Below are 16909 nucleotides of genomic sequence, written 5' to 3'. Positions count from 1 at the left end.
TTCAGCAGTCGTCGTGACTGGTCCGAGGTGGCGAACACGCCGGACCAGGCACGTCGGAACGGCCGTGCAGATAGTGTCAGTACAAGGCCACTGCCAGATCGAGGTGCTCGGCCAATTTCTTCTCAGCCGCCAGGCGGCGGGTGGGGATGTGTTCGGTCGGGAAGAGCCCCTCGATGGGTGTGACGTGCTTGAGCAGTTCCTTGGCGACGGTCATCTGATGGACTTCGGTCGGTCCGTCGGCAAGCGCCATGACCTCGGCTTCGACAAGGAGGGCGGAGAACGGCATCTCATTTGAGATGCCCAGCGAACCGTGCATGTGCATCGAGCGGGTCACCACGTTGTAGAACACCTTCGGCATCGCGGCCTTCACCGCCGAGATGTCCTTCTTCACCACGTTGTAGTCCTGGTGCTTGTCGATCAGCCACGCGGTCCGGAGGACCAGCAACCGGAACTGTTCCACCTCGATCCAGCTGTCGGCGATGTTGGCCTGGATCAGCTGCTTCGAACCGAGGGGGCCCGACCGAGTGTGGCGGGAGGCGGCGCGCTCGAGCATCATGTCGAACGCACGTCGAACCTGTGCAATCGTCCGCATGGCGTGATGGATGCGGCCGCCCCCCAGGCGTGCCTGCGCGATCCCGAATGCGTCACCCTCTTCGCCCAGCAGATGATCGGCCGGGACCCGCACATCGCGATAGCGCATGTAGGCGTGGGTGGCGACTTCCTCGGATTCGGTGCCGACGCCGACGTTGCGGATGATCTCGACGCCCGGAGTCTCGGCAGGAACGATGAACATCGACATCCCGCCGCGGGTTCCCCGCTCCGGATCCGTGAGTGCCATGACGATGAAGAACTTGGCGAAGCGAGCGTTGGAGGAGAACCACTTCTCGCCGTTGATGACCCACTCATCGCCGTCGCGTACGGCGAGGGTGGTGAACAGGCCGGGGTCGGCTCCGGCGTGCGGCTCGGTCATCGAGTAGCAGGACGAGATCTCGCCGTCGAGAAGACGACGAAGGTAGCGCTCCTTCTGTTCCGCGGTGCCATAACGTGCGAGGATCTCCGCGTTGCCGGAGTCCGGTGCCTGACAGCCGAAGACGGACGGCGCCCACCGTGACCGGCCGAGGATCTCGTTGAGCAGTGCCAGCTTGACCTGACCGTAGCCCTCGCCGCCGAGTTCCGGGTCGAGATGACAGGCCCAGAGCTTCTGTGCCTTCACCTGATCGTGGAGAGGCCGGATGATGGCCATCGACCGCTCGTCGTCCTTGTCGTACTGGTCTCCCAGTACGAGGTCCAAAGGCTCGATCTCGTTTCGCACGAAATCGTCGGCCCAATTCAGTTTCTCCTGGAACTCTGGTTCCGTTTCAAATGCCCATACCATGGCAACATAGTGCACATGCACCAAAGGATGTGTCAAGCGCACGCTCGACCTGACATTTCTATCGGCTAGTGCGGTTGACACCTCCGGTCGTACAAGTGCACTATAGCTCCCGTGGGTCCAGATGTATCCCTCGTCACACTCGTAGGCCGTACCGGAGTGCCGGCCCTGCAGCGACGACCAGCGCAACCTGGTCGGTCAGCGTTGATCTACCTGGAGGACAGATGAAATACGTGGTGGGAATCGACATCGGTGGCACCTTCACCGACTGTGTCGCGATCGATTCGGATGGTCATATAACGATCGGGAAGTCCTCGTCGACACCGCCGAACTTCGATCAAGGTTTCATGAACGCGATCGGTGTCGTCGCCGAATCGCTCGGTCGCACAACCGAGGATTTCCTACCGGACGTGGAGGCGCTCTTACATGGGTGCACTGTCGGAACCAACGCGCTGGTCGAGGGTCGCACGGCGAAGGTCGGACTGATCGCGACGGCCGGACACTCGGAGGCCCTGTTCGTGATGCGCGGTGGGGGCCGACTGACCAACCAGTCGCCGGACTACATCGCGCACGTTGCGGCTCACCGCAAGCCTGCTCCCCTCGTTCCGCGATCGCTGGTGCGAGTGGTCAACGAGCGAATCGTCCACGACGGGACGGTCCTGGCGAAGCTCGACGACAACGAGGTGCGTTCGGTCATACAGAGCCTGCTCGACGACGGGGTGACCGCGTTCGCGGTGTCGTTGCTGTGGTCGGTGTCGAATGCCGCACACGAGCAGCGGATCAAGGAGATCATCGCGGAGATGGCCCCGGGTGCCTTCGTCTCCTTGTCCTCGGAGATGGTCAGCCGCATCGGGGAGTACGAGCGCACCGTCGCTGCTGTGGTGAACTCACTCATCGGCCCGGAAATGACCTCCTACCTGACCACAACGCGAAAGTCGCTGGCGCAGGCGGGATTCCACCGTGAACTCGGGATCATGACATGTTCGGGCGGACTGGTCGATGCGTCCCTCGCCCAGGAGCGTCCACTCCTGACGATCGGTTCCGGCCCGGTGGCCGGCATCATCGGATCGCAGACCTTGGCACGACGCGGCGACCTGGCCCGTCCCGGGGCCGACCCGAGCGTGCCCCTCAACGTGATCACGGCCGACATGGGCGGAACCACACTCGATGTCGGCATGCTGGCCCGCGCTGTGCCGATGACCCGCGCCACGAGCTGGCACGATCAGTTCGAGTACTTCGTACCGACGATCGATGTGCGTTCGGTGGGCGCCGGCGGCGGCTCCATCATCCACCGCCATGAGAGCACCGGCACCATCCGTGTCGGGCCGGAGAGCGCGGGCGCCAACCCGGGACCCGCCGCGTTCGGCCGCGGCGGGACACGGCCGACGATCACCGACGCCGATCTCGTTCTCGGCTACCTCAATCCCGACTACTTCCTCAAAGGTGGCATCCAGCTCGACCTCGATGCCTCTCGACGGGCACTCGAGTCCGTGGGGGAACCCCTCGGGATGTCGGCGGAGCAGGTCGCGGCGGCAGCGGTGCGGATCGTCGACAATCACATGGCCGACGAGATCCGCCTGCTCAGCATCCACGAAGGTCACGATCCGCGTGACTTCTCGGTTTTCGCTTTCGGTGGCAACGGTGCCGTCCACGCGTCGGCATTCGCCCGTGAGCTGGGCGTGAGTCAAGTGGTTGTTCCCCTCGGAGACCTTGCCTCCGGCTTCTCGGCTCTCGGTGTGGCCGCGTCGGAGTTCCTGGTCGTGGAGGAGACAGCCGCGATGACCGGTTATCCCTTCGACCTTCCCAAGGTCAACCGCCTGTGGGCCGAATTGGAAGAAGCAGCCTACGCGCAGATGGCGGCACAGGGCGTCAAGCGTGAAGACGTGCGATTCGAGCGCGGCGCCGAGATGCGGTACACCCAGCAGGTCCACGAAGTCCTGGTGCCTGCACCGGAGGGGTACTACACGCAGGAGACCGCGGACGCGCTGGTCGCCGAATTCGAGAAGGAATATGCGCGCGTCTACGGAGAGACGAGTCTGATGCCAGGTGCGGGTCACCTGATCCGCACGCTGGTCGTCAAAGCCCGGGCCGAGGTTCGCTCCGTCGACATCTCCCGCGCCGGTGCCACCGGTGCGGGATCTCCGCCGAGCAAGGGGGAACGTGGAGTCATCTGGTACGAGGACGGCCTCGAGCGGGTCGCCACCCCGACCTATGACGGCACCGGGTTCGTCACCGGTATGTCCGTGACGGGGCCGGCGATCGTGGAGTACCCCGACACCACGTTGGTCGTCCGCGGCAAGCAGATCGCACGGGTCTCGGAGACCGGATCGGTCGTCATCGAGATCAACACCGAGGAGAAGAACTGATGACCATCACCAATGACGCGCCCGACACCGCGGCCGGGGCTGTCGCTGCCCCAGCCGTCAACTGGGACGGACAGTTTCACAGCTACCGACCGGCCGCCGATTGGGCGGACAAGTTGTCCCCGCGGGTCAAGTTCCTCGACCCGGGGCCGATCGAGGTCGATCCGATCGTGTACGAGGTGCTCCGCTACCGGATGTGGACCATCAACACCGCACACGGCGCGACGCTGGTGCGCATCTCCGGTTCACCCATCCTCCAGGGCCTCGACTTCAACATGTGCATCCTGACCGCCGAGGGGGAGGTGGTGATGAACGCGCCGTACTACCAACACCTCAACTCCGGCGCACCGTTCACCATCCAGTACATCCTCGAGCACTTCGGCGGGGAGCCCGGTATCAACGACGGAGACATCTTCCTGTGCAACGACCCGTGGATCGGTGTGGTCCACCAGATGGACGTGTTCATCGGCATGCCGGTGTTCGTCGACGGCGAGTTGGTCGCCTGGGTGACGAATGCGGCGCATCAGGCCGACCTGGGTGGCACCGCACCCGGCGGCTTCCCACAAAACGCACCCGACGTCTTCTCCGATCCGACCATGCTCCCGCCGGTGAAGATCGTCGAAGGCGGCAAGATCCGCAAGGACATCGAGAACATGTACCTGCGTCAGTCGCGGGCGCCGGGCATGGTGGCCATGGACCTGAGGGGCCAGATCGCCGGCGTGCAATTCGCTCGCGGAGAACTACTTCGCGCTTGCGAGCAGTTCGGAGCCGCGACCGTGCGCGCCACCATGGCCCGGGTGCTCGACGGCGCGCAGCGCGAGTTCGCCGAGACTCTCCGACAGATTCCTGACGGAACATGGTCGCAGGTCCGGTACCTGGACGAGAAGATGCCGGGTGACCGCCAGACCCACAAGATGCAGGTCAACATCCACAAGGTGGGCGACCGGCTGCGAATCGACAATCACGGCACCGAAGTGCAATCGGAGGGTCCCAACGGCTTCACTTTCGCCTGCCTCAAGGGTGCGGTCCTCGGTGGCATCACCCTGAGCATGCTCTACGAGCAGCTCTTTGCAGCCGGCGGCGCCGATCGTCAGATCGACTGGGACGTGGAGCCGGGTCTTCTCAACTGCGTCGACTGGCCCGCGGCGGTGAGTGCCGGATCGCCCCAGCAGTTGATCACCGTCGACCTGGCCTTCGAAGCCATGTCGAAAATGCTCGCGTGTGTGCCCGGGAAAGAGTCCGACGTCCAGGCACAGAACGGCGCACCGAACGTGCTCGTGTTCTTCGGTGCCGAAGGAAGCGAGTCCCCGGCCCTGCCCTCGACCGACGCCATGTCGACCGGCGCGGGCGCGCATCTGGACGCCGACGGCGTCGACACCACCGGATACGTGTACTCACCGTTGTCGCGCTATCCGAACGTCGAAGACATCGAGATGCAGTATCCGATGTTGTACGTGTACCGCGAGCAGCAGGTCGACAGCGGCGGTGCCGGCGAGTTCCGAGGAGGAGTCGGAACCAGCTTCGCGATGGTTCCGTACCACAGCAGCACCCTGGGTCTCATGACCGCGGGTGCCGCGCAGTCGGCCACGACCCATGCCGCGCCTGGCTTGTTCGGTGGTTACCCCGCGCCGACGAGCGCGGTGGAAGTCCTTGCCGACACCGACCTGGACAAGCTGTATGCCGCTGGTCGCATCCCGGTCGAACCGCAACATTTCGCGAGGCAGTCCGAACTCGCACTGCGCAGCAAGACCGAGATGATGGCGTTGGGCGAGAGTGACGTCGTGGCCGTTCGTATCCCCGGAGGGGGAGGCGTGGGCGATCCGCTCTTCCGCGAGCCGGGGAGCGTCGCGCGCGATGTAGCGAACGGAGCCGTGTCCACCGATGCCGCCCGTGATGTCTACGGCGTGGAACTCGACCCCGAGGGCGGAGTCGACGAGGACGGAACTCGCTCTCTGCGTTCGCAACTGACGAACGATCGCAAGTCGTGGACGCCCGCAGCGACCCGATGGGCGGACGCCCGCAGAGTCGAGCACGTCGCAGCCACGGGTGCAGATCCCGTCCGCATCCATCCCCGTATCGAGTCGGTGGACGATGGCGAGAACAGAGTTCTCAAGTGCACCTGTGGGCAGGTGCTCGTGCCGAGCTCGGAGAACTACAAATTGGGGTTGCTCGTCGACGAGTCACCGGTGACGGCTCTACCCCTGGTGCAGGATCCGTCGGCGATGCTCGATGAGGACATGGTGTTCCGTCGCTATTGCTGCCCGGGTTGCTTGGCGCTGATGACCACTGAAGTGGCCAAGGCAACGGATGTGCCGGTCGCCGAGGTCATTCTGGCCTGAGTCTGTGGGCGAAGCCGGCCGGGTGACCGGCCGGCTTCGCCCACAGCCCCTGTTCGTGCTCGGAATCCCGGCCACGCTGTGAGTCGGATCAATACCCTGATGAAGAAGAGGCTCAAAAATGGGAACACGTTTTGACGGAAGGGTCGCCATCGTCACCGGCGCGGCCAGTGGCATCGGAACGGTCGTCGCGGAACAGTTCGCCGACGAGGGTGCGTCGGTTGTCCTGGCGGACATCGATGCCGAAAAGGGCGAAGCGGCAGCCGAATCCATTCGGTCCGCCGGCGGAGCAGCTGTTTTCATGCGGCACGATGTAATGAGCGAGGAATCATGGGTGGAAGTGGTCGCGGCCGCCAGGTCCGAGTTCGGTGGCATCCACATCTTGGTCAACAACGCCGGAGGGAATCGACCGAATCGTCTGCTGGACATGAGCCTGGAGGACTGGAGGTTTCAGGTCGCGCTGAACCTGGATGGTGCATTCCTGGGTATCAAGTATGCGACTCCGGTGATCTCGGAGAGCGGTGGCGGCAGCATCGTCAACGTGTCGTCGGAAGCCGGCCTGAATCCTTGGGTGAACAGCGGTGCGTACTGCGCGAGCAAGGCGGGCCTGAAGATGCTGACCAAGGTTGCGGCGCTCGAAAACGGTTATGACAGAAACAATGTGCGGGTGAACTCCATCCACCCCGGCATCGTCGAGACGCCCGCGTGGGGGCCGCTTACCATGCTGACCGGAGACGACCCGACGGAAGAGACCGGCATCGCGAAGTTCGCCAATCTCACCACGCCACTCAAGTTCGTCGGAGCACCGTCCGACATCGCGAACGCGGTGCTCTTCCTGGCCCATGATGACAGTCGCTTCATCACGGGATCAGAACTGGCGGTCGACGGCGGACAGGCAATCTCGCCGCCGGATGCCGTCAATCACATTTAGTAGTCGCCCGGGCCTCTGGGGTCGGAGTAGGAGAAGTCGAAGTGCCCGCACAGTTTGAAGACAAAGTAGTCCTCGTTTCCGGTGCCGGCGGCACCAAAGGCCTGGCTCTGACGCAACGTCTGGTGGCCGAGGGCGCCAAGGTCTACATCACCGAGCTCGACGTGGCGAAGCTCGACGGGGTTGCCGAACAGACCGATCACCCCGAGAACGTCACCCGTCTCAAGCTGGACGTCGGGGAGGAGAAGGACTGGATCGATGTGGTCGGCCAGATCAAAGAGACCGACGGACGAATCGATGTCCTGATCAACAGCGCGCGCCGGATCGGCGTCGGCAAGATCGACGAATTGTCGATCGACGAGTGGCGACGGTGCACCGCGGCCAACTTCGATGGCACCTTCCTGGGCGCCAAGACGGTTCTACCGGTGATGATCGAAGGTGGAAGAGGGGGCTCCATCGTCAACCTGGTCTCGATCTCGTCAGTGCATCCGACCCACAACACACCCAACTACAGCGCCACCAACGCCGCCACCATGAATCTCCTCAAGACGATCGCGATCCAGTACGCCGAGCACGGAATCCGAGCGAATGCCGTGGTGGCCGGGTTTTCCGCGAACTCGCCTCTCGACGAGGATTCCCACGAACTGGCCAAGCGCGTGGTGCCGATCGGAAGACCGGGCAACGGCACCGACATGGCGAACGCCATCGTCTGGTTGGCCTCCGATGAAGCCTCGTACGTGACAGGGTCAGGGATCACCGTTGACGGTGGGTGGACACTTGGACTCAACATGTGAGCCGAACCGACGTCTGTGTGAGTGAGAGGAGTCCGATGTCTGCAGTGCGATCGGCATTCAGTCTGCCCCTTGTGGGTTCGGTGGCGGAGAACGTCGAGCTCGCGCAACTCGGCGAACGACTCGGTTACGACGATGTCTGGCTTGCCGACACTGCCTCGATCGACGTGTTCGTACTGGCGGCGATGCTGGGCTCGGCCACCGATCTCGTGCGAATCGGGACCGCGGTGGTTCCGGTCTTCACCCGCCCTCCCGCCCTTCTCGCCGCGGCGGCCGCGTCGGTCAGTCAGGTCGCCGGTCCCGACAGGTTCATTCTGGGTCTCGGATCGTCGTCACCGGCAATCGTCGACGACTGGTGCGGTGTTCCCTTCGACCGCCCGGTCGTCCGCGTCCGCGAAACGGTCGAAGCCCTCCGGCAGATCTTCGCCGGTCCGAAGACCACGTTCGACGGGGAGACCGTCCGCGTCAAGAACTTTCGGCTGGGGGTGTCCCCGTCCGGCGAGGTCCCCCTGTGGGTCGCCGCACAGCGCCCCACCATGGCGGGCATCGCCGGTGAGTATGCAGACGGCGTCGCCTGCAACTTCATTCCCGCTTCGGCGGTGCCGGCCTTCACACAGTCGGTTGCGGTCGGAGCGGCACGCGCGGGAAGGACGGAACCACTCCCGTTGGTCGTGCGGTTGCAGACCATCGTGACCGACGACCGCGCGGCGGCCTTCGACAAGCTGCGGGGGACGATGGGACCGTACCTGGCGACCCCGACCTACAACTCGTTCCTCGCGTCGTGCGGCTTCGAAGCCGAAGCCGCGAAGATCAAGGCAGGGTGGGAGAATCGCGATCGGGCAGACCTGGCCGCCGGCGTCACCGACGACCTGATCGACGAGCTGGCCGTCGTCGGTGACGAGGCCGAATGTCGAGATCGGTTGCAGCAGTTCGTGGATTCGGGTGTCAACATTCCGATGATTCATCCGGTGGTCGAGACGAGGGACGAGGCTGCCAGGGTTCTGGAAGCGCTGGCACCGAGATGATCGAGGCCGAACTACACGTGATCGCCGCGCTTGGCGGCGGTCCTTTCATGAGATCAACTACGAGCCGACCCACCGACCCAGGCCCCGGCAACTCGCCCGATCGTAGCCCTCAGACGGGTCATCCCGTGGGTCGAAGTTGCTCTGCCGTCGTATCCATGGCCTCGATGTAGGCGGTCAGTGCGTCGCGATTCTGCTCCAGACACGCGATGCGCTCGCTCATCTTGTCTCGCTGAGCGATCAACAGTTCCTTCAGTTCCGGGTCGGGGTCGGCCACCACGATGCGCGAGCCCTGGTTCAGGCATGGGAGCATGTCGCCGATGATGCGTGTCGGGATACCCGCTTCGAGGAGTCCACGGATCTTGCGCACCCGGTCGACGAGGTAGTCGTCGTAGTCTCGGTACCCGTTGGCGAGGCGGCGGGGTGTGATGAGCCCTTGCTCTTCGTAATACCGCAGCATCCTCGTGGGGACGCCCGTCTTGTCCGACAGTTGCCCGATCCGCATCGTTCTCCTCGTCACATGGTCGACGACCAGCTTGACCTTACCATGGGTGTGAAGGTTGGACACTCATCCCATGACGCATACGCCAACCCATCCGGTGACGCCGACGGCGATGAGAAATGCACTCGCCGGCTTCGCGACAGGCCTGGCGGTCGTCGCTGCCGAGATCGACGGTCGAATCGTGGGTATGTCCGCCAATTCCTTCGCATCGGTGTCGCTGGATCCGCCGCTGGTCTCGATCGCGTTCGCGCACACGTCGACGACCTGGCCCGTGCTTCGTGGCGCACCGCGCTGGGGCATCAGTTTCCTGGGCGACGACCAACTGTCGGTACTCGAGAACCTTCGGCGGCCGGCATCCGAACGGTTCCGCGACGTGGAGATGAGCATCGATGACGGTGCCGCGTATGTCAGGGGAGCGCTCGCCACGTTGTCGGTCACTCCGCAGACCGCCGTAGAGGCCGGGGATCACACTCTCATGCTGCTCCAGGTGACGGACCTCAGCCGGGATGAGTCGCGACGTCCACTCGTCTTCTTCGGCAGCGCGACACACACGCTCTCGCACTGAAGGGACACCCCATGACGGACAAGAAGATGATCCTCGGCATGGCTCTGACCGCCGGCTACGGCAGCCTCACCGGCGCCTGGCGCGCGCCGAACGTCGACGCCGGCAACTACGCGAACGTCGAAGCCAACATCCGCTACGCACAGGCCGCGGAACGAGGAGGGTTCGCATTCCTGTTCACTCCGGACTTCCCTGCCATCCGAGGTGGCGACGAAGCGAACGGCTACCAGAACATCATGGACCCGATGATCAATCTGGCCGCGATCTCCCAGGCCACCAGTCGAATCGGCTTCGTCGCAACGGGATCCACCACGTTCCAGGAACCGTTCAACACCGCCCGACAGTTCAAGGCGCTCGATGTGATGAGTCATGGCCGCGTCGGGTGGAACGCGGTGACGACCGCCGACCCCACCGTGTCGGCCAACTATGGTGTGCCGCCGGTCGATCGCGCCGAACGGTACCAGCGTGCGCACGAGACAGTGCAGATCGTTCAAGCGTTGTGGGGCAGCTGGGAACAGGACGCCTGGATCAAGGACCAGGCCAACGGACAGTTCTTCGACCCGTCGAAGGTCCGTCCCGTCAACCTCCGGGGCGAACATGTCGCTTCCCGTGGGCCGCTGCCGATCCCACCGTCGGAGCAGGGGCAGCCGGTGATCTTCACCGCGGGCGGTCCGAGTCCGCACATCCTGGAGCTCGCCGGTCGCTACGCCAGCGCCTTCATCGGTGAAGTGTGGACGATCGAACAAGGTCGTGCCCAGCGAGAGCAGGTGCGGAGCGCCGCGAAGGAAGCCGGACGCGACCCCGACGAGATCAAGTACATCGCCGGCCTCATGACGACTGTGGCCCCGTCGGTGCGGGCGGGTCTCGACCGACGTCTCGCGCTGGCCGGTGACGTCATCGACGAACGCCTACCCGCGCTCGGCGCGCTGCTCGGCGTGCGGATCGACCCGAACCGGTACGACGCACCCCTCACCGAGCAACAGTTGGCGACCGCCCAGGCGTCGCCGATGGATCCGCGCTCCGAGGTCGTCCTGGCGGTGGCGAGACAGGGCTGGTCGCCGCGCGACATCCTCGCCCACGGTGTCATCGACTACCACCCGACAACCGTCGGGCCGGGGGAGGTGCACGCCGATCACCTGCAGGAGTGGTTCGAAGCGGGTGCGGCCGACGGGTTCTGGCTCTTGCCCGACGTCTACGAGGACGGTGTGGACGCCTTCGTCGACGAGGTCGTGCCAGAACTTCGCCGCCGCGGGATCTTCCCGGACGAATATGTGGGCGCGACCCTGCGAGAGAACCTCGGCGTGCCCGCGCAATACGGTCTCGACCCGCGCCTCGCGAGCGGAGCCTAGCCCGCCGGTAGCGTCGGGCAAAGGCATGGGGACCAGGCGCGAGGAGAGCCCGGCCCGGAACGGCTAAGGTTCGAGGTGAGCGCTGTCTGCGCCCGCGAAGACACTAGGATCGAATCGACGTGAGTCCCGCCTTAGCCCACACTGCCGCCGACGGCACGGCGAGACGGTTCTATCCGCAGCTCGAGGGCATGCGGGCGATCGCCGCGATCGGGGTCCTGGTCACCCACGTGGCGTTCCAGACGCGGGCGGTCGAGATCCCCGTGCTCGGACCGGTGCTCGGGCGTCTCGACCTCGCGGTCGCCCTGTTCTTCGCGCTTTCCGGTTTCCTGCTGTGGCGACCGTGGGTCGACGCCGCGCATCGCGGAACCGGTCATCCGTCGGTGCCGAGGTATTTCCGCCACCGGATCGTGCGGATCTGGCCCGCCTACCTGGTCGTGGTCACGCTGGTCATCCTGCTGCTCCCCGAGGCGCAGGGCGCCGACGCCCAGGTCTGGCTGGCGAATCTGACGCTCACCCAGGTCTTCGTGCCGCTCACACTCACCGCGGGTCTGACCCAGATGTGGAGCCTGTCGGTCGAGATCGCCTTCTACGCCCTGCTCCCGCTCATCGGCTTCGCGCTCCTGCGGCTGCGCGGGAGTCGCCTGCGTGCGCGCATCCCGGTGTTGTTGCTACTGGCCGCGGTGAGCCTGGGCTGGGCCTGGGTCGGCACCTCCCTGCCCGTGGCCGCCGGCGTGGAGACCAAGAACTGGGTGTTCGGTCACCTGCCGTGGTTCGTCGCGGGTCTGGTCCTGGCCGAGGTCGCCGGGGTCCTCGACTCCGGTTCGGGTGCCGGGGCGTCGGCGTCCGGGCAGACCCGTCCGGGACGCTGGCTGGGTGGTGCGATCCGCCTGAGCGCGAACCGTCCGCTGATGCTGGGCGTGCTCGTCGTCGCCTATGCGCTGGCGTGCACCCGGCTCGCCGGTCCGACGGGTCTCGGCGCGGTCACCGAGATCGAGTTCGCCACCAAGATGGTTCTCGGCGCCCTCTGTGGTTACGCACTGCTCGCACCGCTCGTCTGCAACGACGGACCGTTCCGCATCCTCACCTCGCGGGTGATGCTGGCGCTCGGGAGGTGGTCGTACGGGATCTTCATCTGGCACGTCGCGATCCTGGCGGTGGTCTTCCCGCTGTTCGGCATCGTGCCGTTCAGCGGTGACACCCTCCTGGTGCTGGTGATCACCCTCGGTCTGTCGATCGGTGTCGCCGCGGCCAGTTACGCCTTCATCGAGGAGCCGACGCGGAACTGGTTGCGCAACCGCGAAAATCGTCGTCGCAACCGCTCGCGCCATGTCTCGTCCGACGCCTCGACTGCGCCGGCCTCGGCTCTGCCGGCCTCCTCTGCGCCGGCCTCGTCCACGCCGCCGTCGATCGGCACCGCGCCCGACGACCGGCCGTCGATGGCCGACCAGAACACCAGCCACGCGGTTATCGACACCGCCACCAGCGCCGGCAGCTGAACCCACCACTGCGACCCGTGGTAGCCCCCGGAGGCGTGCCACGGCCCGGCCGCCAGCCCGATCGTCGCGGTCATCATCGCGACGAATGCCGTGGTGACGCCGGCCTTCGGCGGTACCGCAGCGGCGACGGCGCCGACCACGACCGCGGCCGCGAGTCCCCACCAGCCCGACACCAGCCACGCCGCGGCGAGCACTGCGCCCCCGGCGACGAGCACCGTCCCCCGCCCGGCCGGGGCCACGATCGGCACTCCGGCCGGTGGGCGACGCGTCGACGGCCACCACGCGGCGACGAGGAGCAGCACCATGAGCGCGAGGCCGATCACCAGGGCCCAGCGGTACAGCGAGTCGAATCGGTAGGTGAGTTCGATGGTGCCGGCCGTCCCGGCCGGCACCACCCAGCCCTGTTGCCAGCCGTCGACGACGACCGGCCGCAGTGGCGTCCCGCCGAGCCGCGCCTGCCACCCGGGGTTGGTGCTCTCGGGCACGACCAGCAGTCGCTGCGGGCCGCTCTCGACGGTCACCGCACGCCGTACCGCCGACCATTCGGTGACCACGGGGACAACCGACGCCGGTGCCGACACCGGGTCTCCGTTCACCAGAGAGAGGGCGTCGACGGTGAAGGCGTCGCCGGGATTGACCGACACCTCCTGCTGACCGGCGGGCAGGGCGAGCCGGCCGTCGCCGCACGGCCGCCCGATCACCGGCTGGCCGTTGCGGAGGTCGGCCGCGGTGGCGCGCACGGACATTCGGACGACCTGGCCCGCGGCGGTGAGGCCGATCCCGGCGTCGCAACCGATTTCGACGACCCGCCCTTCGTCCGCGCCGGCCGATGGCGACGGTGACACCCGGACCTCGGCGATCCCCGGTGGTGCGGGACTGGCGAATCCGAGGCTGTTGACGTCGATGAGGTCGGATTGGGCGCGGATGGTGATCTCCACGCGGTCGGTCACCGCGGGGTCGAGCCGCACGATGCCGCTCTCGTCGACCTCGCGGATCTGCTCCCCGGTACCGAGGTCCACGGCGACCTCGGTGGGCGCGGCGGGATAGCCCCTCGGGGCGTCGATGGTCAGCGAATCCACCCGCTGCGCACGCGGGAGATCCAGCACCAGGGTGGGACTGTTCTCGTCCGCTGCCGGGTCGGTCTCCGCGCCATCCGCTGCCGCCCCGCGTTCCTGGGACGCCCGCTCGTCAGGGATCTCCGGTGCGGTCCACGACGTTCCCGGATCGCCGTCGACGGCGGCCGCGGGCCCGCCGCGCGGATCGGTCACCGGACGGGGCCCGCGCGCCGTGACCCGATCATCCTCGGCGAGTAGCCGATCGAGAGCATCGCCGGGCCGGGGCCGCAGGATCGCGGTGGGAGATACGGTGACATCCGACGGAACCGAGAGTGCGCGTCCGAACACCGCGGACGTCTCCGGGGAGAGGCCGAGTCCCGGTGCACATCTGGTCATCTGCCGCTCCGGGTCGGCGACGCAGGACGCCCGGCCGGACAACTCCTGGTACAGCAGCCACTGGGCCACCTCGGTGCCGGCCTCGAGTTCGGGCAGGACCACGCGATGGCGGATTCGCAACGGCGTCGCGGTCCGCAGGTCGGACACCGTCACCTCGCCGAGCGCGAATTGGTTTCCGGCCGTGCCGTCGTCGGTGCGCAGTGCACGGATCTGCACCCAGCGGGTGGCCCCGCTGGGCGCGGTCACCGTCATCGGTTCGCCCGGTTCGAGCCCCGAGACCACCGTGCTACCCGCCTCGGTGGTGACCAACGCACTGGTGACATCGGGTCCGAGTGCCTTCGCGGTCGTCAGGGTCAGTGCGAGGTCGGACCGCGGGGTCGTGAAACCGATGCGCATCCATCGTCCGACCGCACTCTCCAGACCGCCACTCACCCAGGCGCTCTGCGGATTGCCGTCGAAGGCCGCGGCCGCCGAGTTGGCCGGCGAGGTCTGCCCGGGCTGAACCGCGTCCGCCGCCGATCCCGACGTGGACACGTCGACCTCGCCGCTGTCGTTGTCCAGCAACCACTCTCCGTGCACCAGTGGCTGGCCGTCGACGGGATAATCGGCGACGGCGTTCTGTGTTCGACGCGGATCCGAGGGGGATCTGATCGCCGAGCTGTGGTCGTCGACGCGGCCGAAGTCGGTCTCCCGGTCGCTGGGTGTGTCGGTCACGATCAACGGACCGTCGACGACGCCGGCGCGGCGTGCATCGGCATCGAGCACGACCGGTCCGAGCGGCGGAAGTCCCTGACGTGCACGAACTTCCGCCAGTTCGGCGACGGCTTCGGGACCACCGGCCACCCGCGGCAGTCCCGCGGTGTCGACAAGGCGGGGTCCGGTACCGGCGTCCGGCACGCCGGCAGCACCGACGGCGAAGATCTGCACCGCGGGCATCGTGGGCCGCAAGCCGTTGTCGCGCACCACCCCTCGAACGCTCGGCGGGCCGATCTGCGGACCGAACGTCGCGACGCGGCGTAGTCCGGGCGAGTCGTCGAGTGCCTGTTGCGCGAGCAGCGGACGGGCCGACCGTGAGGTCTCGGGGTCGAGATCGGCTCGCAGGACGACGAATCCGATACCCTGCCCGGCGAGGGTGGCGGCCAGGCCCGGTGATCCGCGGCCGGCGGCGATCTCGCGTTGCACGGAGTCGAGCGCTCGGATCGCGCCCGGCGGCGTGAGGGGTATCGCGTCGCGGACCGCCCACGGGGTGTCGGACAGCGGCTGCAGCGGTTCGTCGCGGGTGAGTCCCCACAGCTGATCGGCGAACGGGGCGCCGGGGACGACGAGTGCACGGGAGGGTGGGGCGCCGTCGCTGCGTTCGCCGTGCTCGGCCAGCCAGTTCGCGGTGTCCTGCCAGTGGCGCGGGATCGCCTGGTAGGTCCCGTTCGGTGCGAGCTGGCCGGTCCACATCAGCGATCCGGCGCCGATCACGGCGACGAGCAGGACGATCGCTGCGGCGACCGGACGCGACCGCTGGGGCTGGGCGAAGGCGGAGAGCGTCTCGCGGCGACTCGCGCTCCCCGGCAGCGGGACCCGCGCGAGCAGGTGGGCGACACCGAGGGCCAGCGGGATACGGAGGAGCGGCTCGAACTTGTGGATGTTGCGCAGGGGCGCGCCGGAACCGTCGAGGAAGACGCGTACCTGCTCGGCGATCGGCGACCCGAGCCCGCCCGCGTAGCCGGTGCACACCACGACGAGACCGACACCCAGGATCGCGACGAGCCGGCCGCGGAACGGCATGTGCCGCATGCACAATCCGGCGATCCCCGCGGCTGCGATGGTCCCGGTCGCCAGGACCGCGGCGGGTTGGGTCACGAGCACCGCCCCGGCGACGCGCTCCGGGGACACGAAGGGCGTCCACGAACTGGCCCCGCGCAACACCTCGGTCAGCGAGGTCCACTGCGTGGTGACCCGGGACGACTCGATGTAGTCGAGGAAGGGCGGACTCACGCGCGAGAGGATCAGCAACGGGACGACCCACCACGCGCAGGCCAGGGTCAGGCCGGCCGCGGTCCAGGCGCCGAATCGCCACCAGCGGCGGTCGCGCGGGCTGTGCAGCAGCCACCACAGGGCGGCGACGCCGAGAGCCGCGAGCGTGGCGACGGCGTTGACCGCACCCATCAGTGCGACCGCGGCCGCCGCACGTGCGGCCTCACGCCAGAGCGGCGGACCGTCGTCGGCACCGCGCGTGTCCAGCGCCCGCACCACCGGCAGGAGCACCCACGGCGCGAGCATCATCGGCAGGGTCTCCGACGAGATCGAGCCGAGCGTGGTGAGGACCCGAGGGCTCAGCACGAAGACGGTGGCGGCGATGACCCGCGAGGCCGGCGACCCCAGTCGGAGGGTCTCGGCGAGGCGGACGATGCCCACGAAGCCGACGGTGAGCAGCACCGCCCACCACAGGCGCTGCACGATCCACGGCGGGACGGCGAGGAGGTCGCCCACCGCGAAGAACGCGCCGTGCGGGAAGAAGTACCCGTAGGCCTGGTTCTGTACCTGCCCCATCGGGGCGTTCGGCGTCCACAGATGCGCGGCGCGCGCCAGGAAACCCAGCGGATTCGCGGTGAGGTCGAGTTTGGTGTCCGCGGCGATGCGACCCGGTGACTGCAGCAGGCAGATCAGCAGCGACATGGCGGCGACGACGGCGACGCCGCGCCGACTCAGCCCAGACCGATCGAGCCCAGACCGAGTCAGGACG

Annotated in this window: 10 protein-coding genes and 1 pseudogene; 8 read left to right on the top strand and 3 right to left on the bottom strand. The window is 66.9% G+C overall.

What is annotated here, in order from left to right; translation table 11 throughout:
• Window positions 1-76 precede the first annotated feature (76 nt).
• Window positions 77-1375, bottom strand: coding sequence for an acyl-CoA dehydrogenase family protein (locus tag AC3B6C_RS05035; protein WP_488375216.1), 1299 nt, complete (start codon window positions 1373-1375; stop codon window positions 77-79).
• A gap of 221 nt (window positions 1376-1596) precedes the next feature.
• Here AC3B6C_RS05035 and AC3B6C_RS05030 point away from each other — a divergent pair, with 221 nt between their 5' ends.
• The 5 genes from AC3B6C_RS05030 (at window position 1597) to AC3B6C_RS05010 (ending at window position 8815) form a co-directional block, all read left to right on the top strand.
• Entirely contained in the window at window positions 1597-3738 is a 2142-nt protein-coding gene (locus AC3B6C_RS05030) for a hydantoinase/oxoprolinase family protein (protein ID WP_488375215.1), read from the top strand.
• Entirely contained in the window at window positions 3738-6074 is a 2337-nt protein-coding gene (locus AC3B6C_RS05025; RefSeq protein ID WP_488375214.1) for a hydantoinase B/oxoprolinase family protein, read from the top strand. The genes AC3B6C_RS05030 and AC3B6C_RS05025 overlap by 1 nt, the downstream gene beginning before the upstream one ends.
• Window positions 6075-6192: 118 nt before the next feature.
• The gene (locus AC3B6C_RS05020) at window positions 6193-7002 is read left to right on the top strand and encodes an SDR family NAD(P)-dependent oxidoreductase (RefSeq protein WP_488375213.1); all 810 of its coding nucleotides are present in this window, start codon (window positions 6193-6195) and stop codon (window positions 7000-7002) included.
• A gap of 41 nt (window positions 7003-7043) precedes the next feature.
• Window positions 7044-7793, top strand: coding sequence for an SDR family NAD(P)-dependent oxidoreductase (locus AC3B6C_RS05015; protein ID WP_488375212.1), 750 nt, complete (start codon window positions 7044-7046; stop codon window positions 7791-7793).
• 35 nt (window positions 7794-7828) lie between these two features.
• Window positions 7829-8815, top strand: coding sequence for an LLM class flavin-dependent oxidoreductase (locus tag AC3B6C_RS05010; protein WP_488375210.1), 987 nt, complete (start codon window positions 7829-7831; stop codon window positions 8813-8815).
• Between the two features lie 118 nt (window positions 8816-8933).
• Here AC3B6C_RS05010 and AC3B6C_RS05005 read toward each other — a convergent pair whose 3' ends face one another.
• Window positions 8934-9317, bottom strand: coding sequence for a MerR family transcriptional regulator (locus AC3B6C_RS05005; protein WP_488375209.1), 384 nt, complete (start codon window positions 9315-9317; stop codon window positions 8934-8936).
• 70 nt (window positions 9318-9387) lie between these two features.
• Here AC3B6C_RS05005 and AC3B6C_RS05000 point away from each other — a divergent pair, with 70 nt between their 5' ends.
• The 3 genes from AC3B6C_RS05000 (at window position 9388) to AC3B6C_RS04990 (ending at window position 12721) form a co-directional block, all read left to right on the top strand.
• Window positions 9388-9879, top strand: coding sequence for a flavin reductase family protein (locus AC3B6C_RS05000; RefSeq protein ID WP_488375208.1), 492 nt, complete (start codon window positions 9388-9390; stop codon window positions 9877-9879).
• A gap of 11 nt (window positions 9880-9890) precedes the next feature.
• Window positions 9891-11225: an NtaA/DmoA family FMN-dependent monooxygenase gene (locus AC3B6C_RS04995; RefSeq protein ID WP_488375207.1), complete on the top strand. Its 1335-nt coding sequence runs from the start codon at window positions 9891-9893 to the stop codon at window positions 11223-11225.
• A 188-nt stretch (window positions 11226-11413) separates the two neighbouring features.
• A complete protein-coding gene (locus AC3B6C_RS04990; RefSeq protein WP_488376223.1) occupies window positions 11414-12721 on the top strand; it encodes an acyltransferase family protein in 1308 nt (435 codons plus the stop codon).
• An 893-nt stretch (window positions 12722-13614) separates the two neighbouring features.
• Here the strand turns inward: AC3B6C_RS04990 and AC3B6C_RS04985 are convergent.
• Window positions 13615-16842, bottom strand: a pseudogene (locus AC3B6C_RS04985) (alpha-(1->3)-arabinofuranosyltransferase domain-containing protein); the annotation flags it as partial.
• Window positions 16843-16909 lie beyond the last annotated feature (67 nt).

Source organism: Gordonia sp. 11cp (assembly GCF_057767225.1).
Note: the sequence above shows the minus strand (reverse complement) of the source record. Positions and strands in the feature narration are given on the sequence as shown.

What these genes read in the sequence shown, in the direction of transcription:
- AC3B6C_RS05025 (WP_488375214.1), top strand. Translation starts at nt 3,738, where the DNA reads ATGACCATCACCAATGACGCGCCCGACACCGCGGCCGGGGCTGTCGCT.
- AC3B6C_RS05005 (WP_488375209.1), bottom strand. Translation starts at nt 9,317, where the DNA reads ATGCGGATCGGGCAACTGTCGGACAAGACGGGCGTCCCCACGAGGATG.
- AC3B6C_RS05035 (WP_488375216.1), bottom strand. Translation starts at nt 1,375, where the DNA reads ATGGTATGGGCATTTGAAACGGAACCAGAGTTCCAGGAGAAACTGAAT.
- AC3B6C_RS05010 (WP_488375210.1), top strand. Translation starts at nt 7,829, where the DNA reads ATGTCTGCAGTGCGATCGGCATTCAGTCTGCCCCTTGTGGGTTCGGTG.
- AC3B6C_RS04995 (WP_488375207.1), top strand. Translation starts at nt 9,891, where the DNA reads ATGACGGACAAGAAGATGATCCTCGGCATGGCTCTGACCGCCGGCTAC.
- AC3B6C_RS05030 (WP_488375215.1), top strand. Translation starts at nt 1,597, where the DNA reads ATGAAATACGTGGTGGGAATCGACATCGGTGGCACCTTCACCGACTGT.
- AC3B6C_RS04990 (WP_488376223.1), top strand. Translation starts at nt 11,414, where the DNA reads ATGCGGGCGATCGCCGCGATCGGGGTCCTGGTCACCCACGTGGCGTTC.
- AC3B6C_RS05020 (WP_488375213.1), top strand. Translation starts at nt 6,193, where the DNA reads ATGGGAACACGTTTTGACGGAAGGGTCGCCATCGTCACCGGCGCGGCC.
- AC3B6C_RS05000 (WP_488375208.1), top strand. Translation starts at nt 9,388, where the DNA reads ATGACGCATACGCCAACCCATCCGGTGACGCCGACGGCGATGAGAAAT.